The 25,084-nt window shown below is 70.2% G+C and carries 23 protein-coding genes; 2 read left to right on the forward strand and 21 right to left on the reverse strand.

Going from position 1 to position 25,084, the window contains the following annotated elements:
- Position 1 precedes the first annotated feature (1 nt).
- From J8G10_RS07145 to J8G10_RS07215, 15 genes are all read right to left on the reverse strand, one after another.
- A complete protein-coding gene (locus J8G10_RS07145) occupies positions 2-730 on the reverse strand; it encodes a gamma-glutamyl-gamma-aminobutyrate hydrolase family protein (protein ID WP_251442199.1) in 729 nt (242 codons plus the stop codon).
- Positions 723-1,502 (reverse strand): 3-oxoacyl-ACP reductase, encoded by a 780-nt coding sequence (locus J8G10_RS07150; RefSeq protein WP_251442201.1) that lies wholly within the window; start codon positions 1,500-1,502, stop codon positions 723-725. The genes J8G10_RS07145 and J8G10_RS07150 overlap by 8 nt, the downstream gene beginning before the upstream one ends.
- A gap of 98 nt (positions 1,503-1,600) precedes the next feature.
- Positions 1,601-3,004 (reverse strand): aldehyde dehydrogenase, encoded by a 1,404-nt coding sequence (locus J8G10_RS07155; protein ID WP_251442203.1) that lies wholly within the window; start codon positions 3,002-3,004, stop codon positions 1,601-1,603.
- Between the two features lie 34 nt (positions 3,005-3,038).
- Positions 3,039-4,406, reverse strand: coding sequence for a glutamine synthetase family protein (locus J8G10_RS07160; RefSeq protein ID WP_251442205.1), 1,368 nt, complete (start codon positions 4,404-4,406; stop codon positions 3,039-3,041).
- Positions 4,403-5,125, reverse strand: a complete 723-nt coding sequence (locus J8G10_RS07165) for a FadR/GntR family transcriptional regulator (protein ID WP_251442212.1) — start codon at positions 5,123-5,125, stop codon at positions 4,403-4,405. The genes J8G10_RS07160 and J8G10_RS07165 overlap by 4 nt, the downstream gene beginning before the upstream one ends.
- 7 nt (positions 5,126-5,132) lie before the next feature.
- Entirely contained in the window at positions 5,133-6,680 is a 1,548-nt protein-coding gene (locus J8G10_RS07170) for an amino acid permease (protein WP_251442214.1), read from the reverse strand.
- Between the two features lie 88 nt (positions 6,681-6,768).
- Positions 6,769-7,671, reverse strand: a complete 903-nt coding sequence (xerD, locus tag J8G10_RS07175) for a site-specific tyrosine recombinase XerD (RefSeq protein WP_251442217.1) — start codon at positions 7,669-7,671, stop codon at positions 6,769-6,771.
- Positions 7,672-7,688: 17 nt separating this feature from the next.
- Positions 7,689-8,267 carry an NUDIX hydrolase gene (locus J8G10_RS07180; protein ID WP_251442220.1) on the reverse strand — a complete coding sequence of 193 codons (579 nt, stop codon included), beginning with the start codon at positions 8,265-8,267 and terminating at the stop codon, positions 7,689-7,691.
- Between the two features lies 1 nt (position 8,268).
- Positions 8,269-9,954 (reverse strand): CTP synthase, encoded by a 1,686-nt coding sequence (locus tag J8G10_RS07185; RefSeq protein ID WP_251442411.1) that lies wholly within the window; start codon positions 9,952-9,954, stop codon positions 8,269-8,271.
- 36 nt (positions 9,955-9,990) lie between these two features.
- Positions 9,991-10,908 carry a carbohydrate kinase gene (locus tag J8G10_RS07190; RefSeq protein WP_251442222.1) on the reverse strand — a complete coding sequence of 306 codons (918 nt, stop codon included), beginning with the start codon at positions 10,906-10,908 and terminating at the stop codon, positions 9,991-9,993.
- Complete coding sequence (locus J8G10_RS07195) at positions 10,905-12,368, reverse strand: glycoside hydrolase family 32 protein (RefSeq protein WP_251442224.1); 1,464 nt, start codon at positions 12,366-12,368, stop codon at positions 10,905-10,907. The genes J8G10_RS07190 and J8G10_RS07195 overlap by 4 nt, the downstream gene beginning before the upstream one ends.
- 29 nt (positions 12,369-12,397) lie before the next feature.
- Positions 12,398-13,813 carry a GH32 C-terminal domain-containing protein gene (locus J8G10_RS07200; protein ID WP_251442226.1) on the reverse strand — a complete coding sequence of 472 codons (1,416 nt, stop codon included), beginning with the start codon at positions 13,811-13,813 and terminating at the stop codon, positions 12,398-12,400.
- Between the two features lie 96 nt (positions 13,814-13,909).
- Positions 13,910-14,800 (reverse strand): carbohydrate ABC transporter permease, encoded by an 891-nt coding sequence (locus tag J8G10_RS07205; RefSeq protein WP_251442227.1) that lies wholly within the window; start codon positions 14,798-14,800, stop codon positions 13,910-13,912.
- Positions 14,797-15,768, reverse strand: a complete 972-nt coding sequence (locus J8G10_RS07210; RefSeq protein WP_251442229.1) for a carbohydrate ABC transporter permease — start codon at positions 15,766-15,768, stop codon at positions 14,797-14,799. Before J8G10_RS07210 ends, J8G10_RS07205 begins: the two co-directional genes overlap by 4 nt.
- A complete protein-coding gene (locus tag J8G10_RS07215) occupies positions 15,768-17,180 on the reverse strand; it encodes a sugar ABC transporter substrate-binding protein (protein ID WP_251442232.1) in 1,413 nt (470 codons plus the stop codon). Before J8G10_RS07215 ends, J8G10_RS07210 begins: the two co-directional genes overlap by 1 nt.
- A 182-nt stretch (positions 17,181-17,362) precedes the next feature.
- On the opposite strand from J8G10_RS07215, the gene J8G10_RS07220 reads away from it, so the two are divergent.
- The gene (locus J8G10_RS07220) at positions 17,363-18,382 is read left to right on the forward strand and encodes a LacI family DNA-binding transcriptional regulator (protein ID WP_251442235.1); all 1,020 of its coding nucleotides are present in this window, start codon (positions 17,363-17,365) and stop codon (positions 18,380-18,382) included.
- A 25-nt stretch (positions 18,383-18,407) separates the two neighbouring features.
- On the opposite strand, the gene recN is transcribed toward J8G10_RS07220, so the two are convergent.
- From recN to J8G10_RS07250, 6 genes are read right to left on the reverse strand one after another with little or no spacing between them, the layout of a single operon-like run.
- Positions 18,408-20,093 (reverse strand): DNA repair protein RecN, encoded by a 1,686-nt coding sequence (gene recN / locus J8G10_RS07225; RefSeq protein ID WP_251442238.1) that lies wholly within the window; start codon positions 20,091-20,093, stop codon positions 18,408-18,410.
- On the reverse strand, positions 20,090-21,013 hold the full coding sequence (locus J8G10_RS07230) for an NAD kinase (protein WP_251442249.1): 924 nt from the start codon (positions 21,011-21,013) through the stop codon (positions 20,090-20,092). The genes recN and J8G10_RS07230 overlap by 4 nt, the downstream gene beginning before the upstream one ends.
- A complete protein-coding gene (locus J8G10_RS07235) occupies positions 21,010-21,810 on the reverse strand; it encodes a TlyA family RNA methyltransferase (protein ID WP_251442253.1) in 801 nt (266 codons plus the stop codon). Before J8G10_RS07235 ends, J8G10_RS07230 begins: the two co-directional genes overlap by 4 nt.
- On the reverse strand, positions 21,807-21,971 hold the full coding sequence (locus J8G10_RS07240) for a hypothetical protein (protein WP_251442255.1): 165 nt from the start codon (positions 21,969-21,971) through the stop codon (positions 21,807-21,809). Before J8G10_RS07240 ends, J8G10_RS07235 begins: the two co-directional genes overlap by 4 nt.
- A gap of 38 nt (positions 21,972-22,009) precedes the next feature.
- Positions 22,010-23,041: an HAD-IIA family hydrolase gene (locus J8G10_RS07245; protein ID WP_251442257.1), complete on the reverse strand. Its 1,032-nt coding sequence runs from the start codon at positions 23,039-23,041 to the stop codon at positions 22,010-22,012.
- Entirely contained in the window at positions 23,038-23,841 is an 804-nt protein-coding gene (locus J8G10_RS07250; protein WP_251442414.1) for a hypothetical protein, read from the reverse strand. The genes J8G10_RS07245 and J8G10_RS07250 overlap by 4 nt, the downstream gene beginning before the upstream one ends.
- Here J8G10_RS07250 and J8G10_RS19355 point away from each other — a divergent pair.
- On the forward strand, positions 23,782-24,972 hold the full coding sequence (locus J8G10_RS19355; RefSeq protein WP_285814076.1) for a hypothetical protein: 1,191 nt from the start codon (positions 23,782-23,784) through the stop codon (positions 24,970-24,972). The genes J8G10_RS07250 and J8G10_RS19355 overlap by 60 nt on opposite strands.
- Positions 24,973-25,084: the final 112 nt, after the last annotated feature.

The following is a 25,084-nucleotide window of genomic DNA, read 5'->3' on the forward strand; positions in this document are numbered from 1 at the left end:
TCTAGCCGTGCCCCCGGTCCCGCATGCGCTCCCGCGCCGCGGCGACCAATCCGTCGAACAGCGCAGGATCGTCGTCGGTCTCGGGGTGCCACTGCACCCCGACCGCGAAGCGGTCCCCCTCCGCCTCCATCGCCTGCAGCACGCCGTCTGCGTCGTGCGCGACGGCCCGGTAGCCCGGATGCTCGGCGACCGCCTGGTGATGGTGCACGGGAACGGTGAGCTCCGGCGCGACGAGATCGGCGACCCGTCCGTCTGCGTCGACGCGCACGTCTGCCGAGCCGTAGGACGTCGGCCCGCCCGCATGCCGGTCGTGGCCGACCACATCCGGCAGATGCTGCACCAGCGCCCCGCCTGCGGCGACGGCCATGAGCTGCATGCCCCGGCAGATGCCGAGCAGCGGGAGCCGGATCCGCTCCGCCTCCTGCAGCAGCGCGAGCTCCCAGGCGTCCCGGTCGTCGTACCAGCGCACCGTGTTCGGGTCGGGATCCTGCCCGTACCGGCCGGGGTTGACGTCGGCGCCGCCCGCGATGAGGATGCCGTCCAGGCGGCCGAGCACGGCCGCGGCCGCACCGGGCGCCTCGATCGGCGGCAGCAGCACCGGGACGCCGCCCGCGCGTTCGATCGATCGCGCGTAGTCGGCCGGGAGCAGGTCGGCCTCGACCTGCCGCCACGTGCCCCAGTCGGCGGCCTGGCGGTAGGTCGTGATCCCGATGACGGGGGAATCAGTCAAAGTCGCTCTCCAGCGGGGTCACGTACGCGTTCGAGAGGCCGCCGTCGACGAGGAAGTCCATCGCGGTGATGAAGCTCGACTCGTCGCTGCCGAGGAAGGCGACCGCGTTCGCGATCTCCTCGGGCTCCGCGAAGCGCCCCATCGGCACGTGCACGAGCCGGCGCGCGGCACGCTCCGGGTCCTTCGCGAACAGCTCCTGCAGCAGCGGCGTGTTCACCGGACCGGGGCAGAGCGCGTTGACGCGGATGCCCTTGCGCGCGAACTGCACGCCGAGCTCGCGGGTCATCGCGAGAACGCCGCCCTTGGAGGCCGTGTACGAGATCTGCGAGGTCGCCGCACCCATGATCGCGACGAACGAGGCCGTGTTGATGATGGATCCGCTGCCCTGCTCGAGCATGTACGGGAGCACCGCCTTGCAGCAGTAGTAGACGCTCGTCAGGTTGACGTCCTGCACCAGATTCCACGCCTCGATCCCCGTCTTCAGGATCGAGTCGTCCGAGGCGGGCGAGATCCCCGCGTTGTTGAAGGCGATGTCGATGCGCCCGTAGGTGTCGTGCGCGACCTTGAAGAGGTTCTCCACCTGCGCCTGGTCGGTCACGTTCACGGTCACGAACGTGCCGCCGAGCTCCTCCGCGATGCGGGGACCGTTCGCCTCGTCGAGGTCGCCGATGACGACCTTCGCGCCCTCCGCCACGAACTTCTTCGCCGTCGCCAGTCCGATACCGCTGCAGCCGCCGGTGATGACGCCGACCTTGCCTTCGAGCTTTCCCATTCCTGTGGTGCCTTTCGCTGTGTGGGGAGGAAGTGTCAGTACGTCGTCGAGATGAAGAGGTGCTGTTCTGCAGCCTGCCTCACCTCGGCGAGAAGGTGTCAATACGTCGTCGAGATGAAGACGTTCTTCACCTCGGAGAAGGAGTCCGGTGCGTCCGGTCCAAGCTCGCGCCCGAGCCCGGACTGCTTGAACCCGCCGAAGGGGGTCCAGTACCGCACCGACGAGTGCGAGTTGATCGACAGGTTGCCGCTCTCGACCCCGCGGGCCACGCGGAGAGCCCGACCGATGTCGCGGCTGAAGATGGATCCGCTCAGCCCGTACTCCGTGTCGTTCGCCTTCGCGATCGCGTCGGCCTCGTCGCGGAACGGCATCACGGCGAGCACCGGGCCGAAGAGCTCCTGGGACCACACCGGATCGTCCGCGCCGCGCGGCAGCACCACGGCCGGCGCGAGCCAGAATCCGCCGTCCCAGTCGGCGCCCACGGCGTTCTGCCCGCGGAACGCGACGTCGGCGTCGTCCAGGTGCGCCGCGACGGCATCGCGCTGTCGCGCCGAGACCATCGGTCCCATCTCCGCATCTTCCGCGGCGGGGTCCTTCACGCGGAAAGCCTCGACCGCAGGCTGCAGCAGTTCGAGGAACCGCTCGTAGACGTTTTCGTGCACGAGGATGCGGGAGCGGGCGCAGCAGTCCTGCCCGGCGTTGTCGAGTCCTCCGCCCGGGGCGGCCGCAGCCGCCGCCTCGAGGTCGGCGTCGTCGAACACGATGTTCGCGTTCTTGCCGCCGAGTTCGAGGGTGAGGCGCTTGACCTGGTCGGCGCAGCCCCGCATGATCCCCTTGCCCACCTCGGTGGACCCGGTGAAGCACACCTTGCGCACGAGCGGGTGCGTCACGAAGCGATCCCCGACCACGCTGCCCTTGCCCGTGATGACCGTGAAGACGCCCTCCGGCAGCCCGGCCTCGAGGGCGAGCTCGCCGAGGCGCATCGCGGTGAGCGGGGTGAGCTCGGCAGGCTTCAGGACCACGGTGTTGCCCGCGGCGAGCGCGGGGGCGAAGCCCCATCCCGCGATCGGCATCGGGAAGTTCCACGGCACGATGATCCCGACGACGCCGAGCGGCTCGTGGAAGGTGATGTCGATGCCGCCCGGTACCGGGATCTGCTTCCCGAAATGCCGCTCCGGGCTCGCACTGTAGTAGTTGAGCACGTCGCGGACGTTGCCGGCCTCCCAGCGCGCATTGCCGATCGTGTGCCCGGCGTTCGCGACCTCGAGCGCAGCGAGCTCCTCGATGTGGGCGTCCACGACGCTCGCGAAGGAGCGCAGCAGCCGCGCCCGCTCCCCCGGGGTGATCGCGCTCCAGGCCGGGTAGGCGCGGTGCGCGCGCTCGATCGCCGCATCGGTCTCGCCGAGATCGGCAAGCCCCACGTCGGCGACCGTCCGGCCCGTCGCCGGGTTGAGAACGGTGAAGGCGCCGCCCGCGCCGTACCGGGAAGAAGGGATCCTCATGCCCACAGCCTCTCGATCTCTCCGATGAATCCGTTCACAGCCGCTCGAAGCCGCGCCGCAGCTCCCAGTCGGTGACGGCCGCGTCGAACGCCGCGATCTCGACGTCCGCGTAGTTCACGTAGTGGCGCACGACGTCCTCGCCGAAGACCTCGTTCGCGATCGCCGACTGGGCGAGCGCCTCGCGCGCCTCGTGCATCGTGGAGGGGACGGTCGGCGCACCGGACTCGTAGGCGTTGCCCTTCGTCTCCGGCTCCAGCGACAGCTCGTGCTCGATGCCGTACAGGCCGCCGGCGAGCATCGCGGCGAGACCGAGGTACGGGTTCATGTCGCCGCCGGGGAGGCGGTTCTCCATGCGCGCGCCCGCGCCGCGTCCGACCAGGCGCACCGAGCTCGTGCGGTTGTCGATGCCCCACGCGATCGCGGTCGGTGCGAAGGAGCCTTTGACGAAGCGCTTGTACGAGTTGATGTTGGGCGCGTAGAAGAGCGTGAAGTCCCGCATCGTCGCCAGCACGCCGGCGATGAAGTGGTCGTAGAGCGCCGAGCGCTCGCCGCGGTCGGCGTCCCAGAACACCAGCGCGTCGTCGTCCTTGCCGCGCAGCGACATGTGCACGTGGCAGGAGTTGCCCTCGCGCTGGTTGGGCTTGGCCATGAAGGTGATCGACTGCCCGTGCTGACGCGCGATGTCCTTCGAGGCCGTCTTGTAGTACGCGTGGTTGTCGGCCGTGGTGATGACCTCGTCGTAGAGGAACGCGATCTCGTGCTGGCCGAAGTTGCACTCCCCCTTGGCCGACTCGACGTTCAGGCCGGAGGCGTACATCGTGTTGCGGATCTCCCGCAGCAGCGGCTCGACGAGGGTGGACCCCAGGATCGAGTAGTCGACGTTGTAGCGGTTCGCCGGCTCCAGATCACGGTAGCCGCTGTCCCAGGCGCGGTCGTAGGGCGTGTTGAAGATCACGAACTCCAGCTCGGTGCCGGCCAGGGCCTTCCATCCGTGCGAGGCCGCGCGCTCGGTCTGCGCGCGCAGGATCTCCCGCGGCGAGACCCGCACCGGGGCGCCGTTCGTGCCGGCCAGGTCGCATTGGATCATGACCGTGCCCGGCCGGTGCGGCAGGAGGCGGATGGTCGCGAGATCGAGCTCGAACTCCATGTCGCCGTAGCCGTCCGCCCAGGAGGCGTGCGCGTAGCCGTCGACGGTGTTCATGTCGACGTCGACCGCGAGCAGGTAGTTGCACCCCTCGGTGCCGTGGCCGAGCACCGAGTCCAGGAAGAAGTGCGCGTGCAGGAGCTTGCCCTGCAGCCGGCCCTGCATGTCGGTGAACGCGAGCACCACGGTGTCGACGGAGCCGTCCGTGATCAGTCCGCGCAGCTGCTCCACGGTGAGCATGCGGTCGTTGCGAGTCATTTCAGAAGTCCTTTCAAGAGCGCCGCGGTGGCGTCGCAGTGCGCGGTCATGATGTCGCGGGCCCGGGCGGCGTCGCCGTCCAGGATCGCGGCGACGATCGCGCGGTGCTCGGTCTCGGAATGGTCGATGTTGGTCTTGAGGAACGGGATCTCGGCGAGGAGCTGGTGGATCCGCACCTGCACCTCGCTGCAGGAGCGCGAGAGCTCGTCGGATCCGCACACGGTCGCGATCGCGAGGTGGAGGCGGGCGTCGGCCTGGCGGTAGTCCGCCGGCGTCTCGGCCGCCGCGAGGTCGGCGAGGCTGTCGGAGAGCAGCGCGCGCTGCGCGTCGTCGAGCGGCGTCGACGCCGCACGGTAGGCGGCGCCGGGTTCGATGACGGAGCGGAACACGATGACGTCGTCGATCTCGGCACGGCGGGGCGGTGCCTGGTCCACGGGCCACTGCTCGGTGGCCGGCTGGACGACGGTGCCCCCTCCGCGCCCCCGGGTCGTGGTGACGAGCCCGGCGGCGCGGAGGGCGCTGATGGCCTCCCTCAGGGTGGCGCGGGAGACGTTGAGCTTCTCGGCGAGCTCGCGCTCGCCCGGCAGCTTCGTCCCCACCCGGAAGATCCCGAGCCTGATGGCCGAGCCCAGCTGCTCCACGCAGCTCTCGAAGGCCATGTGCCCCCGGACCGGGTGCAGTGCGGCGTCCACCAGAGGAGAGTCCATCGCGTCCGTCATGCTCGGATCATTCCTCCAGGAGCTTGTCCGGCGCCATCGTCAGATGCTCGGCCTCGGCGCTGGAGGCCATGAAGTCCCGCTTCCCGTAGGCGTACCACAGCACGATCGAGAGGATCGCGACCACGGCGACGGCGATCGGCGCATAGTTGAACGTGTCGATGGTGATCGGGTTCACCGGCGGGAGCACGAACAGGATGATGATGAAGATCACCCAGACCACGGCGATCCATCCCACGATCGCGCTCCATTTGCCGAGGTGCCACGGCCCGGGCGTGAAGCCCTTGTCCAGCCGGCGCAGGAACACCGGCGTGACGTACGCGATGTACAGTCCGATCACCGCGACCGAGGTGACGGCGAGGTAGGCGGTGGTGTTGAAGAGCGCGGGCGTGGTCAGGATGATCGAGAGCACGACGCACAGCCAGATCGAGTTGGTCGGAGTGCCGGTGCGCTTGTTGACCTTCGCCCACAGCCGCGACCCGGGGATCGCGTTGTCGCGGGAGAAGGCGTAGCTCATCCGGGAGTTCGCCGTGACCGAGGCCATGCCGCAGAAGAACTGCGCGCCGCAGACGATGAACAGCAGGAACTTCGCCATCGTCGGGTTGTTCAGCGCGTCCAGGAAGATCTGGGCCGGCGGCAGACCGGTCTCGGATCCGAGCAGGCCCGCGATCCCCTTGTCGCTGCCGTCCTGGATCGCCGCGGTGATCGAGAAGAGCAGGATCCAGCCGCCGATGATCGAGATCACGACGCTCATCACGATGCCCTTGGGCGCGGCGACGGAGGCGTTCTTGGTCTCCTCGGCGACGTGGGCGGAGGCGTCGTACCCGGTGTAGGTGTACTGCGCCATGAGCAGGCCCATGAGGAACACGTACGGGCCGAACGACCAGCCGGTGCCGTTGTACCAGTGCGTGAACGTCCAGCCCACGTCCTGGTGCTGGGTGGGCATGATCCACAGCGCGCCGACGATCACGAGCACGCCGACGATGTGCCACCAGGCGGACACGTTCGAGAGCAGGCTCACGATGTTGACGCCGAAGGTGTTCAGCAGGCCGTGGACCACGATCAGCACGACGAAGAGGCCGAAGGTGCTGGCCTTGGTCGGCTCGATCCCCCACACGAGGTTCGCGAATGCCATCATCGTGGTCGCGGCGCCGAAGTCGATCGCCGCGGTGACTGCGACCTCGCCGAGGAAGTTGAACCAGCCGACCCCCCACGCCCACTGCCGCTTGTTGCGCTTGGCGAGGCGGCCGGCCCAGAAGTAGAGACCGCCGGCGGTCGGGTACTTCGAGCACACCTCCGCCATGGCGAGCGCGACCATGAGCACGAAGACGCCGACGAGCGGCCAGCCGATCGTGATCGCCGAGGGGCCGCCCGAGTTCAGGGCGATGGCGTACGAGGTGATGCATCCCGCGAGGATGGAGATGATCGAGAAGGAGACGGCGAAGTTGCTGAACCCCGACATCCCCCGGTGCAGTTCCTGCTTGTAGCCCAGGGCGGCCAGGGCTGCGGCGTCATCGTCGATCGCCTGCGTGCCCTTCGCCTTTGTCGATTCGCTCATGGAGTGCTGCCTGCTTTCAGTGGAGGGAGCGTGTGCAGCGATTCTCGCAATGCGGAAGACCAACTGTCAATGGTCTGACTTCAAACCATTATCGAGCCCGGGGATGCGCCGTCACGTAGACGTCGCGGAGCGTGTCCACCGAGACGTGCGTGTAGATCTGCGTCGTCGCGACCGACGCGTGCCCGAGCAGCTCCTGCACGACGCGCACGTCGGCACCGCCCTGCAGCAGATGGGTCGCGAAGGAGTGCCGCAGCGTGTGCGGAGAGACCTCCGCGGTGATCTGCGCGTGCTCGGCGGCCGCGCGGATGATCAGCCAGGCGCTCTGCCGGCTGAGCGGAGCGCCCCGCGCGCCGAGGAACAGCTTCGCCGAGGCCCGCCCGGTGCTGGCGAGTGTCGGGCGCACCCGGGTCAGGTAGGCGTCGATCGCGGCGCGCGCGTAGGAGCCGACCGGCACGATGCGCTCCTTGGATCCCTTGCCGCGCAGCCGCAGCACGTCGCCCAGCGCGAGGTCGTCGACGTCGAGCGACACCGCCTCGGAGACACGGGCGCCCGTGGCGTAGAGCAGCTCGAGCAGCGCGCGGTCCCGGATTCCGAGCGGCTCCTCCGCCGAGGGCGCGGCGAGCAGGCGCTCGACCTGGTCGATCGTGAGCGCCTTGGGCAGCCGCCGCGGCTGCCGGGGCGGACGCAGCCGCGCGCTCGGATCCGCCTCTGCGATGCCCTCGCGCGCGAGGAACCGATGCCAGCCGCGCACCGACGACTGCAGCCGGGCCAGGCTCGAGGCGGCGGGCGGCGGCACCGCGGCCGCGCGCTCCGCAGCGAACTCGGCGACGATCGCCGCGGTGATCGCGTCGGTGTCGTCGATGCCGTGCTCGCCCAGCCAGGCGACATACCCGCCGAGATCGCGCCGGTACGCCGAGAGGGTGTGCTCGGCGAGCCCGCGCTCGATCGTCACATGCCGGAGATAGGCGTCGAGCGCCCGGTCCAGCTGCACGTCAGGCCCGCCGCATGTCAGGCGCCGCGCAGACGCCGTTCGGCCGCGAGCACGCCCACGGCGAGGATCCCGTTGCGCAGTCTTCCGGCGAGCACGCCGTCCGCGGCCTCGTCGAGCGGCACCCAGGCGAGACGGATGTCGGCCTCCTCGTCGGTGCGTGCGAACGACTCCGCGGCGGGGCTCAGCCCCGTCGCGAGGTAGATGTGGATGATCTCGGAGTTGCTGCCGGGGGTCGTGTAGGTCGAGACCAACGGCTCCCAGCCTTCGGCGGTGAGGTCGGCCTCCTCGGCGAGCTCCCGGCGGGCGGCGTCCATCGGATCCTCGCCGGCGACGTCGAGCAGTCCCGCGGGGAGCTCCCAGTCGCGCTGCCGGATGGGATGGCGGTACTGCTGGATGAGCAGCACGCGCCTCTCCTCGTCCACCGCCACGACGGCCGCCGCGCCGGTGTGGTCGAGGTACTGGCGCACGATCTCGCCGTCGCCGTAGCGGACGCGGTCCTCGCGGATCCCCCACACCGCGCCGCGGTAGACCTCACGGCTCTCGAGCACCTCCGGGGAGAAGGGCTCGTCGCGCGGCGCGGTGGTGGAGTGCGTCACGTCAGTCCTCGTCGTCGAACAGCTCGCTGGAGCGGTGCCGCTCGATGGCCGCGCCCACGAGCCCGCGGAACAGCGGGTGCGGCTCGGTCGGCCGCGAACGCAGCTCGGGGTGCGCCTGGGTCGCGATGTAGAACGGGTGCACATCGCGCGGCAGCTCGACGTACTCGACGAGGTCGAGCTCCGGGTTGAGACCGGAGAACGACAGGCCGGCGTCCGCGAGACGGTCGCGGTAGGCGTTGTTCACCTCGTAGCGGTGGCGGTGCCGCTCCGAGGCCTCGGGGGTGCCGTACAGCTCCTCGGCGAGCGATCCGGCGCCGAGCGCCGCCTTGTACAGGCCGAGGCGCATGGTGCCGCCCAGGTCGCCGCCGTCGAGGATCTCGACCTGCTCCGCCATGGTCGCGATGACCGGCTCGGCGGTGTCGGGGTCGAACTCGCTCGACGAGGCCCCGTCGATCCCGGCGACGTTGCGCGCGTACTCGATGACCATGCACTGCAGGCCGAGGCACAGGCCGAGGGTGGGGATGCCCTGTTCGCGGGCGAAGCGGAGCGCTCCCAGCTTGCCCTCGATGCCGCGGATCCCGAAGCCGCCGGGAACGCAGATGCCGTCGACGTCGGCGAGCGCCTTCGCGGCGCCCTCGGGGGTCTCGCAGGAGTCGGACGGGATCCAGCGGATCTTGACGGCCACCTCGTGCGCGAAGCCACCGGCCTTGAGCGCCTCGGTGACCGAGAGGTAGGCGTCGGGCAGGTCGATGTACTTGCCGACGAGGCCGATCGTGACCTCGTGCTTCGGGTTGTGCACCGCCTGCAGGACCTTCTGCCAGCGGGACCAGTCGACGTCGTCGGCCTTGTCCAGCCCGAGCGCGTCGACGATGTAGTCGTCCAGGCCCTGGTCGTGCAGCATGGTCGGGATGTCGTAGATGCTGGGCACGTCGACCGCGTTGACGACGGCGTCCTCGTCCACGTCGCACATGAGCGCGATCTTGCGCTTGTTCGACTCGGTGACCGGCCGGTCGCTGCGCAGCACGAGCGCGTCCGGCTGGATGCCGATCGAGCGCAGCGCCGCGACGGAGTGCTGGGTCGGCTTGGTCTTCTGCTCACCCGAGGCGCCCATGAACGGAACGAGCGAGACGTGCACGAAGAACACGTTCTTACGACCCAGCTCGTGCCGGATCTGGCGCGCGGACTCGATGAACGGCTGCGACTCGATGTCGCCGACCGTGCCGCCGATCTCGGTGATGATGACGTCGGGCCGCGGGGTCTCGTCGGCCTGCAGGCGCATGCGGCGCTTGATCTCGTCGGTGATGTGCGGGATCACCTGCACGGTGTCGCCGAGGTACTCGCCGCGGCGCTCCTTGGCGATGACCTGCGAGTAGATCTGGCCGGTCGTGACGTTGGCGGCCTGGCTCAGCTCGATGTCGAGGAAGCGCTCGTAGTGGCCGATGTCGAGATCGGTCTCGGCGCCGTCGTCCGTGACGAAGACCTCACCGTGCTGGAAGGGGTTCATCGTGCCCGGATCCACGTTCAGATAGGGATCGAGCTTCTGCATCACGACACGCAGTCCGCGGGCGGTGAGCAGGTTGCCGAGGCTGGCCGCCGTCAGCCCCTTGCCCAACGAGGAAACGACACCGCCCGTCACGAAGATGTGCTTGGTGGTGTCGTTGTCTGTCCGCGCGGCTGAGTTCTGCATCACGGGCTTTTATCCTATCAGCGCGAGCGGGCGGCGTCACTCCCGCGACGCGCGGTCGGCCGCATCCAGTTCGGTCAGCGTCGGCGGGTTCGCGCCCGCGCGGGCGACGGTGAGGGCGGCACTCGCGAGCGCGGTGTCCAGCGCGGCGCGCACGGCGTCCTCGGGCAGCGGGTCTCCGGCGACCAGCAGGCGATCGGTGCCGTCGCGCAGGAGGGCATGCAGCAGTCCGGACATGAAGGCGTCCCCTGCGCCGATCGTGTCGGCGACGGCGACCGGTCTCGCCGGGCGCGCGAACCAGGTGCCGTCGACGAGCGCCAGGCAGCCCTCCGCGCCGCGCGTCGCGACCACGAACCGTGCGCCCCGGTCGGCGAGGCCGGCCAGCACCTCCTCGAGGGGCGCACCGGGGACGAGCCAGGCCGCGTCCTCGTCGCTGAGCTTGACCACCGGGCAGAGCGCCGTCAGCTCCACGACCCTGCGCAGCACCTCGTCGCGCTCGCCGATCACGTCGGGGCGGATGTTGGGGTCGAGAGTCCGCAACGTGTCCGACCCGGCAGCCCCGAGCGCGGCCAGCACCGCCGCGGCGCCGGGCTCCCGGAGCGCGCCGATCGACCCGGTGTGCACCGCGCGGGCGCCGGCGATGTCGGGCACCGCGATGTCCCAGTCGATGTCGAAGTCGTACTCCGCCTTGCCTTCGGCGTCCAGACGCGCGGTCGCCGTCGAGGTGCGACCGGGCACGACCGTCCGGGGGCCGAGCTCCACCCCGGCGGCGTCGAGATGGGCGCGGACCGCGTCCCCGTGCGGGTCGCTGCCGATCCGCGTGTGCAGGACCGTCGGGTGGCCGAGCCGCGCGAGCCCGACCGCGATGTTCATCGGCGAGCCGCCGGGATGCGTCTCGCCGCCCTCGACGATGTCGACGAGGGCTTCGCCGATCACTGCGATGGGCTCATGCGTCATGCCCGATCCTCTTCCTCTGCCTCGACCGTCACCTCGTCGATCCGCACTCTACCGCCGACCGCGTGCAACTCGACACGGTCGGAGCGCCGCGCGGGGATCCGATCGGTCAGCACCGCGGTCCCGTCGTCGGCGAACACCTCGATCGACCCCTCGTCCAGCCAGAGAACGGCATCCAGGCCATCGGCGCGCAGCTCCAGGCGCTCGAGGCTGCCGAACGCCTCCGGCAGGCCCTCCGCCCCGACCCGGCGGTCCAGGGTCAGCTCCCCGTCGCGCACGCGCAGCACCGCCGCGAGCGCGGGGGCGTCCCCGAGCCGCAGCTCCGCCGACGCACCGTCGTCCAGTCGCAGTCGCAGCCGGATCCGGGACGCCGGAGGCGCCTCGAAGGTCAGCGGCTCTCCTGGCCGCACCTCGACGTCCGCGATCGCGGCGACCGGCACCACCGCGGGGCCGATCGGCTCCTGGCGCAGCCGGATCCGCCCGCGCTCCGTGACGAGCGACAACCGGCGGGCGAGGGTCATCGACCCCCGCTGCGGTTCGATGGCGTCCGTGGGCATCTCCCCCGCATACTCCCAGTTGCTCATCCAGGCGATCAGGATCCGGTCCTCGTCGCCGAGCCCGGAGAAGGTGACGCCGGCGTAGCAGTCGCGGCCGTGGTCGATCCAGTCCAGCGCCGCGAGCGCGTCGTCGGGAGTCTTCGCACCGGGCTCGACCTCCGGAGCCGGCGCCGCGGGCACGAAGCGCACCCCGTCGAAGGAGCCGACGACGTACATCGTGCCGGATCCCCCGGCCACTCCCCCCGGGTTCATGCTGACGATCAGCACCCAGCGGACATCGTCCGGGTCCCCGTCGAGTGCCAGCGGGAACAGGTCGGGACACTCCCACACCCCGAAGGCCGTGCCTCGAGGGCCGTACTCGGAGAGGAGCTCCCAGTGGCGCAGGTCGTCGGAACGATAGAGCACGACCTTGCGCTGCACGGCTTCGACGGCCACCATCACCCAGTAGTCGCCGGCGGGCCCGGAGTAGCGGAACACCTTGGGGTCGCGGAAATCCGCCGAGCCGCGGTCCAGGACCGGGTTGCCCGAATGCATGGACCAGCTCAGCCCTCCGTCGGCGCTGGAGGCGATCCCCTGCGACTGATGCGCGCCGCTCCGGGCGGCGAGGGTGAACACGGCCACGAGCGGTGCCGTGCCGCCGATGCCGAGTCCGCTGGTGTCCCGCTCATCGAACACGACGGATCCGGAGAAGATCTCGTGCTCATCCGTGTAGCGGAGCGCGACCGGATGCTCCTGCCAGGTCACGAGGTCGGCGCTGGACGCGTGCCCCCAGCTCATGAAGCCGTGATCCACTCCATGCGGGTTGTACTGGAAGTACAGGTGGTACCGACCGTCGTGGAAGATCAGACCGTTCGGGTCGTTCAGCCAGTTGCGGGCCGACGAGAAGTGGATGAGGGGGCGAGTCACGGGCGGATCCTCCAGGAGGGCTGCGGTCGTCATGGTCGGGTGCGGATCTCGAGGGACAGCAGTTCGGCGGCGCCCCCGTTGACGAAGACGCCGACGTGTCCGCCCGCGCGCCGGTAGAGGCGGGTGCTCAGCGCGACACGGCGGTCCACGACCGCGACGAGGATGTCGTCCGAGACCACGATCTCGACACGGTGCCGCCCTGCCGGCAGCGGACAGGGGCGTTCGAAGACGAACGGCACGTCGCCGGAGATCTGCCACTGCTCGCCGCCGGTGGTCGTGCGCGGCCAGCGATCGAAGACGACGCGGCCACGCCGCGGCTCCAGCCGGATCGCGCCGGCTTCATCGCCGTCCGCGGTCGAGCGCACCAGGAGACCGACCTCCTCCGTGCCCTCGGCGATGTCCAGCTCGGCCGTCAGCAGGTAGCTGTCGGGGAGCTCGGCGTCGCCGATGGCCTGCGCGAAGCCGTCCGTGGCGTCCAGATGTACGGGCGCCGGGATCGCGCCGGGCGCCACGGGCACGGAGAACGAGGCGAGGAACTCATCCGGCAGCCGGAAGGACAGGGTCCCGTCCGCGCGCTGCGTCGCCTCGAGGGTCGAGAGCGTCCCCGCCCACTGCCAGGCGCCGTCATCGGTGTCGCCTTCGCGAGTCGCGATCCAGCCGACGAAGAATCGCCGCCCGTCATGCTCGACGGTCTTCGCCGCGTAGAAGGACCGCGCATCGACCGTGTCGTCGTCGGGGACGAGCCACGGCCCGTCGAGCGATCGGGCCATCCGGTACCGGGTGCAGAACGCGTCGGAGAACTCCGAGTACACGAGGTACCACCAGTCGCCCCAGCGGAACACGTCGGGGCATTCGTGCGCGATGTAGCGACGCGGATCCCAGAACGGCGCGACCGGGGTCCAGGTCCGCAGGTCCGTCGAGGTCAGCTGCGCGATGGTGCCGCGGCGGCGCGACGGCCCCTCGGCGTGCCGTGCCGCCACGAGCATCCGCCAGAGGTCGCCGTCGCGGAACACGAACGGATCCCGCCAGTCCCCCGTCTCATACCCTTCGGGGGCGCCGAAGGTGAGCTCGGGATGCTTGACCCACCCGGTGAGTCCCGCGGTGCTCGTCGCGTGCGCGACCAGCTGCAGCGGGCGCCCGTCCTCGCCGAGCCTCCGCGGGTTGCTGGCCGTGGAGAACAGGTGCGCGACGTCATCGTCGCCGACCACGACGGATCCGGTGTAGACGTTGAAGTCCTCCGCGTCCGGCCCGCCGCTCGGGACGGCGACGCCGTGATCCTCGAAGTGCACGAAGTCGGTGGTGGTGACCAGATGCCAGGGCATCCCGGTCTTCGGCGTCTTCCGGTCGTCGAAGAGGTACCAGAGATGGAAGACCCCGTCGCGCGCGAACGGGATGACGTCCCCGACCCAGCCGCCGTCGGGATGGAAGAACACGGTGTCGGTCATGAGGGAGTGCTCCGTTCTGGGGGTCGGAAGAGGGCGGCGCCCACCGCGCCGCAGGGCCGGTACGGGTCCTGCGGCGCGGCGCGCGGGATCGGGGTGCTAGCGGGACGACCCCGCGGTGACGCCGGCGATGAAGTAGCGCTGCGCGAAGATGAACAGCAGCACGCTGGGGATCATCGCGAGCACGACGCCCGCGAGGACCACGGAGATCGAGCCGGTGCCGAGGTTTCCCTGCAGTCCCACGAGCCCGAGCGGCAGCGTGAAGGTGCTCTGGGACTGCAGGAAGATCAGCGGCCGGTAGAACTCGGCCCAGAATCCGGAGAAGTTCAGGATCGCGAGGGTCGAGATGGCCGGAGCCGCCATGCGTGCGTAGACGTGGAAGAACACGCCCCACTGGCTCGCGCCGTCGATGCGGGCCGCCTCTCCCAGCTCCTTCGGCATCTGCATGAAGTACTGCCTCATGAGGAACGTGCCGAAGGCGCTGCCGAGTGCCGGGATGATCAGCGATGCGAGGCTGTCGGTCAGCCCGAGCGTCTTGATGATCAGGAACACCGGGATGATGATCGTCTGCATCGGGACCATCATCGTGGCGAGGAAGGCCCCGAAGATCCAGTTCTTGCCGGGGAACGAGATCATCGCGAAGGCGTATCCCGACAGGGTGCAGGTGATCGTCTGCCCGACGACGATCACGAGCGTCACGATCGTGCTGTTCAGGAAGAACTGCCCGATGGGGATCTGCTCGAACACCGCGGCGTAATTGCCGAAGTCCGGGGAGAGCGGGATCCATTGCGGCGGATTCGTGAAGGCGTCGGCGGGCGTGCGCAGCGAGGTCGAGAACGCCCACAGCAGGGGGCCCAGGGCGAAGACCGCGGCGATGATCAGGACGATCAGTCCGGCGATCTTGCCGATGCTGAAGGCACGTCGTCTCCCTGCGGCGGTGGCGCGCGCCGGGCGCCGCCGCCCGGTCACGATCGTGGTGGTCGCGCTCATTGGTAGAACACCACCTTCCGGGAGGCGAGGAACTGGAGGCCGGTGATCGCGAGGATCAGCAGCAGGAGCACGATCGCGATCGCCGACGAGTACCCGAACTGGAGGTTCTGGAAGCCGGTCTGGTACATCGAGATCGTCGCGGTCGTCGTCGCCGTGCCCGGCCCGCCCTTGGTCATGATGTAGGGCTGGTCGAACAGCTGCATGGCGTTGATCAGCGCGATCACCGCGGCGAAGAGGATCGTCGGGCTGATGAGCGGGATCTTGATCCGGAACAGCGTGCGCAGCGGTCCGGCGCCGTCGATGGACGACGCCTCCAGCACGTCCGTGGGGACGGCCATGAGGGCGGAGACGAACAGCACGAAGGTGAAGCCGACCTGCTGCCAGACCACGATCAGGACGATCGTCACCTGCGCGCCGAACGGGCTCGTGAGCCACGGCACGTTCGAGAACCCGAGCAGGTTCAGGTAGTAGTTGATCGCGCCGAACTTGTTGTCGAACAGGTAGCCCATGAAGATCGCCACGGCCGCGGTCGAGGCGAGCAGCGGCAGGTAGAAGGCCGTGCGGAAGAAGGTGCGCCCGAACGTGGAGGTGCGCTGGTTGACCAGCACCGCCAGGAACAGACCGAGCGACAACTGCAGCACGACGATCGCCAGGGCCATGCAGATCGTGACTCCGAACGACTGCAGCACCGGCCCGTCGGAGAAGAAGCGCTCGTAGTTGCCCAGGCCGGCCCAGGTCGGCGGGGAGATCACGTCCCAGTCGAAGAACGACAGGCCGAGCGATGCGAGGATCGGCAGGAACGTGAACACGGTCACGAACAGCATCGCCAGACCGATCATCGCGAAGCCGAAGGTCGCCTCCCGTCGGGCCGTCCGCCGCGCACCGGGGCGGCGGACGGGCCGGGGAGGCTTCACGCCCCGCGAGGCCGCACCCGGTGCGACGCGCGGAGGAGAAGCGGTGGCGGACATCAGCTGCCCTTCGCCACCTTCTCGAGGTCGCTCTGCATGGCGTCGAGAGCGGCCTTCGCATTGCCGGACGAGATGGCCTCGGTGGTGCGCTGGTTCAGCGAGGTGGCGAGCGCGTTGTAGTACGACGGCGCCGAGATCGGCACGGATCCGTCCAGCTGGTCGTAGAACACCGACCAGTTCTTCGGCCCGGTCGTCTTGTAGCGCTCCGCGGTCATCAAGGACTTGCGTCCGGGCGTGGTGACGTTGCCCGGGAACATGATGTCGAAGCTCTCGGGCTCGATCATCATCTTGATCACCTCCCACGCCGCGTCCTTCTTCTGCGACGACTGGAAGATCGAGTAGCCGCCCGTGCCGAACAGGCTCTTGTTGCTCTTCCAGGTCGGGAAGGCCTGCACGTCGAAGCTGCCGTCCTTCATGCCCGCGTTGTGCAGGCCGCCGGCCCAGAATCCGCCGCCGATGGTCATCCCGACCCGCCCGGAGGAGAAGAGCCCCTGCAGCGTCGAGCCGCCGCCCACGTCGGGAGACGGCGAGTAGCCGGCCTTCTGCAGGTCGATGACGTACTGGAGCGCCTCGATCGACTCCGCGGAGTTGGCCGTCGGAGCACCCCATTTCCAGCCGCCCTTGCGACCCTCGATGCTCTTGTCGCCGGACTCGTACGCCTTGCTCCACAGCCAGTCGCCGCCGGAGTACTTCCCCTCCTCCACGAGGTTGCCGCCGTTGGCGTACAGGAACGAGGTCCAGCTGCCCCACAGGCGCACCACCCAGTCGAAGGGAAGGATGTCGCCGCCGACCTTGGAGATCTTCTCGGCCGTGGAGTGGAAGTCATCGATGGTCCACCCGGCCGCCGGAGCCGATGCCCCGGCGCGCTGCAGCACATCGTTGTTGAAGAACATGCTGCCCGCGTTGAAGCTGTCCGGCATGTTGTAGAGGTGGCCGTCGACCATCATGGCCTCGATCAGCGCCGGGTGGATGTCGTTGAAGTAGCTCGACTTCAGGCTCGACATGTCCTTCTTGACGTAGTCGTCGAGCGGGACGATGAGCTTCTTGCCCGCCATCAGCTGCAGGCCCTCTGTGGCGACGCTCACGATGTCCGGCGCCTGGCCGGCCGCGATGAGCGTGAGCACCTTCGCCAGGAAGTCGTTCCAGTCGGTGCCGTTGATGGCGGTGATCTTCAGGCTCAGGTCCTTGTCGATCTTCTTGATCTTCGGCTGCAGGGCGTTCTGCAGCGTGGTGGCCGCCTTCTGATCGCCGAAGTAGAGCATGGTCAGAGTGCCGGTCTGGGAACCGCCTCCGGAGGGGGCGCAACCCGTGAGGCTCGCTCCCATCCCCAGCAGTGCGGCGCTCGCCAGGCCGTAGCCTCCGAGCCGCAGAAGGTCACGTCGTCCCATCACGGGTCCGAACTCGCGTGCCATCAACTTCTCCTCTCTGAGAGTGAATCGGCTTGCACCTGCGGGTGCAGATCAGAGCTTGGTGAACCGATTTATCCGAAGCTAACACCCATCAATACCGGCGCGCAAGCCGTGTTGCTAAATTAATTCACCTTTCCGATGTGATCCGCTAGGTTAGGAGGAGCCGAAGGAGAGGAGGGCGGCCGATGTCCACCGCACCGAGACCGACTCTTGCCGACGTGGCGCGGTTGTCCGGTCTGTCCAAGACAGCGGTCAGCCTCATCCTCAACGATCGCCCGTCCCGGCTTTCGGACGACGCCGTGGAACGGGTCAGGACCGCCGCGGCGCAACTGGGCTACAAGCCCAACCCCGCCGCGCAGAGCCTGCGCTCCGGGAAGACCCGCTCGATCGGATTCATCTCCGACCAGGTGACGATCACGCGATTCGCCTCGGCGATGGTGCGCGGAACGCTGCGCGCCGCGAAGGAACTGGATCACACCGTCCTCATCGCCGAGACCGGCGACGACCCCACGCAGCTGGCCGCGGCCTTCGACGAGTTGATCGACCGTCGCGTCGACGGCGTGATCGTGGGCCTCATGGCGGCACGAACGGTCGACGTGCCCGCGGCGCCCCGCGGGATCCCGGTCGTGATCGTCAACGGCCGGACCCCGGACGACCTGCCCAGCGTGCTCCCCGACGAGTATGCCGCCGGCCACGCGATGGCCTCGGTCCTGCTGGACGCCGGTCACTCGCACGTGGGATTCATCGGCGACATCCCGCACATCGCCGGGGATCCGCGGCGCTCGGTCACGATCGCGCGACGTCTCGCCGGCATGCGCGACGCCTTCGCCGAGCGCGGCATCCCGGGCCCGATCGAGGTCGTGGTCGAGGACTGGAAGACGGCGATCGGGTTCGTGCAGAGCCAGCGGCTGCTGGACGAGCATCCCGAGCTGACGGCCCTCATCGCCGCGACCGACGGCGTCGCGTTCGGCATCTATCAGGCCCTCGGCGAGCGCGGCCTGCGCATCCCCGCCGACATCTCCGTCGTCTCCTTCGACGACGAGGACCTCGCCGAACTCGTCCGGCCCGGTCTCACCACCGCCCGGCTGCCCTACGAGCACATGGCACGCGTCGGCGTGGAGATGCTCCTCGGCGAGCGCGACCTGGCCCATGAGCTCGTGCCCATGCCCGTGATCGTGCGGGAATCGGTCCGCGACCTGCGCTGACGCGCCGGGACCGGCGCCGACGGACTCAGTCCTCCCGCAGCGCGAGCAGCTCCCTCGCGTGCTCGAGGGCAGCGCCGGAGTCGGCGAGGCCGGAGAGCAGCCGCGCCATCTCGGCCTCGCGGTCCTCGCCGTCCAGCCGGCGGACGCTCGACGCGGTCACCTGTCCGTCGTTCGCCTTCACGACGCTGAGGTGGTTGTTCGCGAACGCGGCCACCTGGGCGAGGTGCGTCACGGCGATGACCTGCGAGGTGCGCGCCAGCCGCGCCAGCCGGCGGCCCACCTCGATCGCGGCGGCGCCGCCGATGCCCGCATCGACCTCGTCGAACACGAAGGTCGGAACGGGATCCGTACCGGCGATGACGACCTCGATCGCGAGCATCACGCGCGACAGCTCGCCGCCCGAGGCGCCCTTGGCGACGGAACGCGGCTCCGCACCGGGGTGCGGGGCGAGCAGGATCGCGACGTCGTCGCGTCCGTGCGCGCTCTCGACGCCCTCGGTGACCGAGACCACGAGACGGGCATCGGGCATGGCCAGGGCGTGCAGCTCCTCGGTGACCGCGGCGCCGAGCCGGCCGGCGGCCTCCGTCCGGATCGCGGTGAGCGCGGCGGCGGCCTCGTCCAGGACGGCACGGGCGGCGTCCCGTTCGACGGCGAGCCGCTCGATGTGGTCGGAGTCGTCGTCGAGCTCGGCGAGGCGCGCGGATCCCGTGTTCCAGAGCTCGAGGGCGGCATCGAGCGTGCCGTGGGCGCGGACGAGGGCCGCCAGCGCGGATCGGCGTTCCTCCACCGCCGCGAGCTCATGAGGGCCCGACTCGTCCAGATCGGCGAGATAGCCGCTCAGCTCGGCGGCGATGTCGGTGGCGCGGTAGCCGATCTCGGCGATGCTCTCGGCGATGCCGGCGAGCTGGGGATCGCTCGCCCGCTCGAGCGCACGCCGGGCCTCGGCGGCCAGGCTCGAGACGTCGTTGCCGCCGTCCTCGTCCGACAGCGCCGACCGTGCGAGCGCCGCGGCCTGGCGCAGCTCCTCCGCGTTGGCGAGGCGCTCCGCACGCTCGGTGAGGGCGTCGTCCTCCCCCGGCTGCGGATCGGTCGCCTCGATGAGCGCGAGCGCCTGCCGCAGGTCCTCCGCCTCGGCCTGGCGGCGTTCCCGGTTGCCGGAGATCTCCTCCAGTTCGGCGGACAGGGCGCGCCAGCCCTCCCATGCCGCCTCGTACTGAGAGCGGGCGAGGGTGATCGCGGATCCGCCGAACCGGTCGAGCGCATCGCGCTGAGCGGCCGCGGAGCGCAGCCGCAGCTGCTCGGACTGCCCGTGCACGACCACGAGGTCGTCGGCCAGGTCAGCCAGCACGCCGGCCGGCGCGGCACGGCCGCCGACGCTCGCACGGCTGCGCCCCTCGGCGGTGAGCGTGCGGGAGACGTAGAGCTCTCCGCGCGCGTCGTCGTAGGGCTCGAGTTCACCGCCGGCATCGGCCACGGTGTCGGCCACGGATCCCGTACTCGGCACGATCCACACCCCGGCGACCGAGGCCTGGGCGGCACCCGCCCGCACGGCGCCGGAGTCGGCACGCGCGCCCAGCAGCAGACCGAGGCCGGTCACGACCATCGTCTTGCCCGCGCCGGTCTCGCCGGTGATCGCGGTGAACCCGGGTCCGATCGGCAGCACGGCCTCGGCGATCACACCGAGATCGCGCAGGCGCATCTCCTCGATCATGCGTCGGCTCCTCGCCACCCGGAGACCGGAAGGTGGAACTTGCGGACCAGGCGGTCGGTGAAGACGCTGGGGTGCAGCCGCGCGAGGCGCACCGGGCGCGACGAGCGGCGCACCACGACCCTCGCTCCGCGCGGCAGGTCGTGCGAGCGGCGGCCGTCGCACCACAGGATGGCGTTGCCGTCGTTGCGGTCCAGCAGTTCGATCGCGACCGGCGCGCCGGGGGCGACGACGAGAGGGCGGGCGAACAGGGCGTGCGCCGACAGGGGCACGACCGCGATGGCCTCGACCCCCGGCCAGATCACCGGACCGCCGGCGGAGAAGTTGTAGGCGGTCGCGCCCGTCGGGGTGGACACCACCATGCCATCGCAGCCGAAGCTCGTGAGCGGACGCCCGTCGATCTCGACGACCACCTCGATCATGCGCTCCCGGCTCGCCTTCTCGACGGTCACCTCGTTCAGCGCCCAGGTGCTGTAGACGACCGCGCCGTCGGAATCCTTCACCCGCACCGCGAGAGCCATGCGCTCCTCGACCGAGTAGTCGCGATCGATGACGCGGGCGACGGCGGCGTCCATGTCGTCGCGTTCGATCTCGGCCAGGAAGCCGACGTGGCCCATGTTGATGCCGAGGATCGGGGCGGTCCCGTCACGGACGAGCTCCGCGGCGCGCAGGATCGTGCCGTCGCCGCCGAGCACGATCGCGAGCTCGATGTCCTCGACCGGGATGCCGGCGTCGCCGGGGCGTTCGGCCAGCACGTCGACGTCGGTGAAGAGCGCGTCCGCAGCGGCGAGCTCGTCGCGATCGTCCGCCGCGAGCACCGGGACCGCGCCGGCCGCACGCAGTGCGGCGACCACCCGATGGGCGGCCTGCACGGTGTCGTCCCGGCGCGCGTGTGCGACGACGAGGATCCTGCGCTCGTTCATCGGCCTCCTGCCAACTGATCGATCGTGCTCAACCATTCTGTCGGATTGCTTCCCCGCCCGCGGGCGAGGTGCACCAGGTACTCCGCATTGCCGTGCGTGCCGAGGATCGGCGAGGGCAGGATCCCGAGCACCCCGAAGCCCTGATCCCAGGCGCTCCACAGCACCCGCGCCACCGCGTCGGCGCGGATCGTGGGATTGGTCACGAGCCCGCCGCGCACCGCGGTGCGCCCGACCTCGAACTGCGGCTTGACGAGCAGGACGACGTCGGCGCCCTCGGCCGCGGTCGCCGCGACCGCGGGGAGCACGAGGGCGAGCGAGATGAAGGAGAGGTCGCCCACGACAAGCTCGGGCCGCTCGCCCTCCCCCGTGGCATCGGCGAGGATCTGCGCGTCCATGTTCCGGACGTTGAAGCCCTCGACGGCCACGACCCCGGGATCCGCGCGGACGGACGGCGCGAGCTGTTCGTGCCCCACGTCGACGGCAAGCACCCGGCGCGCCCCGCGCTCGCGCAGCACCTGCGTGAATCCGCCGGTCGATGCCCCCATGTCCAGCGCGAGGGAGCCGTCGACGTCGATGCCGAACCCGTCGAGGGCGGCGACGAGCTTGTGCGCCCCACGGCTCACGTAGTGGTCCGCGCCCTCCACCGCGAGCTCGTCGGCGTCGTCGATCTTCGTGGACGCCTTGACCACGGGCCGGCCGTTGACCGTCACCACGCCGTCGGCGATGAGCACTGCCGCGTGCGTGCGGGAGCGGGCAAGGCCCCGTTCCGCGAGGGCGGCATCGAGACGGAGGGTCATCCGCGGTCGGCGGCGATCTTCGGGGCGCTCTCCAGTCGCCGGGCGAGGTCGTCGTGCAGCGCCTGGTAGGCGGCCGCGCGCGAGTCCAGGGGCTGTCCCTCGATGAGGCGCAGCCGGCTCCAGAGCCCGTCCGCAGGGTCCGGTTCGGTGTTCTCGCTCACCCCTCCAGCCTACGGGGGATCACCTCGATCCCGCGGGATCAGGGCCGATGGAACGGATCCGCGTACAGGCGCTCTGGAACCCGGAAGCCGAAGATCTGCCGTCCGGTGCGCCAGATCGCCTCGGCACCTGCGCGGACGAGGTCGATTGGGCGGTCGCCCTCGCTGAGGATCGTGACGTCCGGGCCGTCCACGCGCACGGACGCGCCGCGCACTGTGACCGTGTCGCCCTTGATCTGCGTCTGCGGGTACGGCTCGTCCAGCTCCCGCAGATCGCCGAGGATGTACGTCGGGCGCGAGCCCTCGGCGGCCGCGAGAACGTGCTTGGGCCGGTCGATGCCCGTCAGCACCAGGGCCGACTCGATGCCCGCGCGGGATGCCCCGGCGATGTCTGTGTCGAGGCGGTCGCCGATGAAGAGAGGGTGCTTCGCGCCGAACCGCGCGACGGCCTCCTCGAAGATCGGAGTCTCCGGCTTGCCCGCGACGGTCGCGAGCCGGCCGATCGCGGTGTGCACGGCGGAGACCAGGGTCCCGTTGCCCGGCGCGACGCCCCGCGACTGCGGAATCGTCCAGTCGGTGTTGGTCGCGATCCAGGGGATCCCGCCCTCGTCCTCGGGCACCTTCAGCGCGAACGCCGCCTCCGCGAGATCCTTCCAGCCCACCTCGGGCGCGAATCCCTGCACGACGGCTGCGGGAGCGTCGTCGGCGCTGCGCGTGACCCGGAACCCGGCCTTGTGCACTTCGTGGACGAGCCCCTCCCCTCCCACGACCAGGATCGTGGATCCGGCGGGGATCAGGCCGCTCACGAGACGCATCGCCGCTTGCGGGCTGGTGACGACCTCGTCCGGGGCTACCGTGAGGCCGAGCTCCGTCAGGTGCGCAGCCACCGAGGCATCGGTGCGGGACGCGTTGTTCGTGATGTAGCCGAGACGACGGGACGCCTCGACCTTCTTCAGGCTCTCGATCGCGTGCGGGAGCGCCCCCGCGCCGGCGTACACGACGCCGTCGAGGTCGGCGAGCACGACGTCGACATCGGTCAGCGGCGTGCGCTTGTCCCGGGAGAACAGGCTCACTCGGACTTCTCCGCGTCCTCCGGCTGCTCGGGATTCTCCGGCGGCTCCGGAAGCTCTGCGGTCTCCGAGTCGGCGATCGCCGATTCTGCGAGCTCGATGTCTTCCGGCTCGGGGGTCTCCGGCTCGGCGAGCTCGGACTCTGCGAGCTCGATGCCCTCCGGCTCGGGAGCCTCCGGCTCCGCGAGCTCCGACTCTGCGAGCTCGATACCCTCTGGCTCATCGGCCAGTTCCTCGTAGGCGTCCTCGATGATCAGTTCCTCGTCGTCGCCATGACCCAGCGCCGCCGCGGCGACCTCGGCGCGCTCCTGCCAGAACGCCGCCTCCTCCGCACGCCCGAGATCCTCGAGCACTGCGGCGCGGGCAGAGAAGAGCGCCGGGCTCCAGTCGAACGCCAGGTCGGGGTTGAGCTCGGGGATCTCGAGTTCGCCGAGCGCCAGTTCGGTCTCGCCGCGGTCCAGGCGAGCACCGGACATCGCGATCGCAAGGGCCACGCGCGTCGCGGTCGGCAGCGCCGCCCGGTCGACCGAGCGCGCCTCCTCCAGCGCGCGGTCGGGACGCCCCATACCGCGCTCGCTGTCGACGATGAGCGCGATCTGGTCGTCGTTCCCGGAGATCCGGCGGTAGGTGCGCAGCTCGCGCAGTGCGAGGGCGAAGTCGCCCATGGCGTAGGCCGTGATGGCGACGGACTCGCGGACGACCGCGACCCGACCCGCGCGGCGCGAGGCCGCCAGAGCGTGCAGATGGGCGCGCTCCGGATCCTCGTCGATGAGCTGCGCCGCCATGGCGAGGTGGCGCGCCACCTGCTCGGCGTTCTCCTTGCTGAGGGTCTTCAGCTCGTTCCGCGCCGAGGGATGAAGGTCACGAGCCGTGATCTCGTCGGGAAGCTCCGGATCACGCGGACGATCGCTCGCACGGAGATCGCGACGGGGCCGGTCATCGTTGCTCCGGTAGGGGCGGTCTCCATCGCGACGCGGGCGGTCGGTACGCTCACCCGCGGGACGGTACGGACGGTCGCTGCGCTCTCCGGCGGGACGATAGGGGCGGTCGCCGTCACGACGAGGACGGTCGGTCCGCTCCCCCGCGGGACGGTACGGACGGTCGCCGTCACGGCGCGGGCGGTCTTCGTTGCCGCGGTACGGGCGGTCGCTACGCTCGCCCGCAGGACGGTACGGCCGGTCGCTGCGCTCTCCAGCGGGACGATAGGGTCGGTCGCCATCGCGACGCGGACGGTCGTCATTGCCACGGTAGGGGCGGTCGGTCCGCTCGCCCGCGGGACGGTACGGCCGGTCACCGTCGCGACGCGGACGGTCGTCATTGCCGCGATAGGGGCGGTCGCTGCGCTCGCCCGTGGGACGGTACGGCCGGTCACCCTCGCGACGCGGACGGTCGCTGCGCTCATCGGCGGGACGGTAGGGGCGGTCACCGTCACGACGAGGACGGTCGGTCCGCTCACCCGCAGGACGATACGGGCGGTCGCCGTCACGACGAGGACGGTCGGTCCGCTCACCCGCAGGACGATATGGGCGGTCGCCGTCGCGCCGAGGGCGGTCGTCATTACCGCGGTAGGGGCGGTCACCGTCACGACGCGGACGGTCGGTCCGTTCGCCGGCGGGACGGTACGGGCGGTCACCATCACGACGAGGACGGTCGTCATTGCCACGGTAGGGGCGGTCGCCGTCACGACGGGGACGGTCGTCATTGCCACGGTAGGGGCGGTCGCCGTCGCGGCGCGGGCGCTCGTCATTGCCACGGGAGGGGCGGTCGCCGTCACGATGCGGACGGTCGTCCCGACTCGAGTCGCGACGGAAGCCGCGCTCCGAACGGTCGCCATCGACATAGCGACGGGGACGCTCCGCGTTCCCGTCCTTGCGGTCGCGCGAGGGCTTGCCGTCATCGGCCATGTCGTGACTCCTTCCGTTCGAGCATGTTAACGCAGAAAGGCCACCCTGCGTTGGGTGGCCTTTCTGTTAAAGGAAGTCCGGCGGTGTCCTACTCTCCCACAGGGTCCCCCCTGCAGTACCATCGGCGCTGTGAGGCTTAGCT

It is taken from the genome of Microbacterium sp. USTB-Y (assembly GCF_023703415.1).
Lineage (GTDB): Bacteria > Actinomycetota > Actinomycetes > Actinomycetales > Microbacteriaceae > Microbacterium.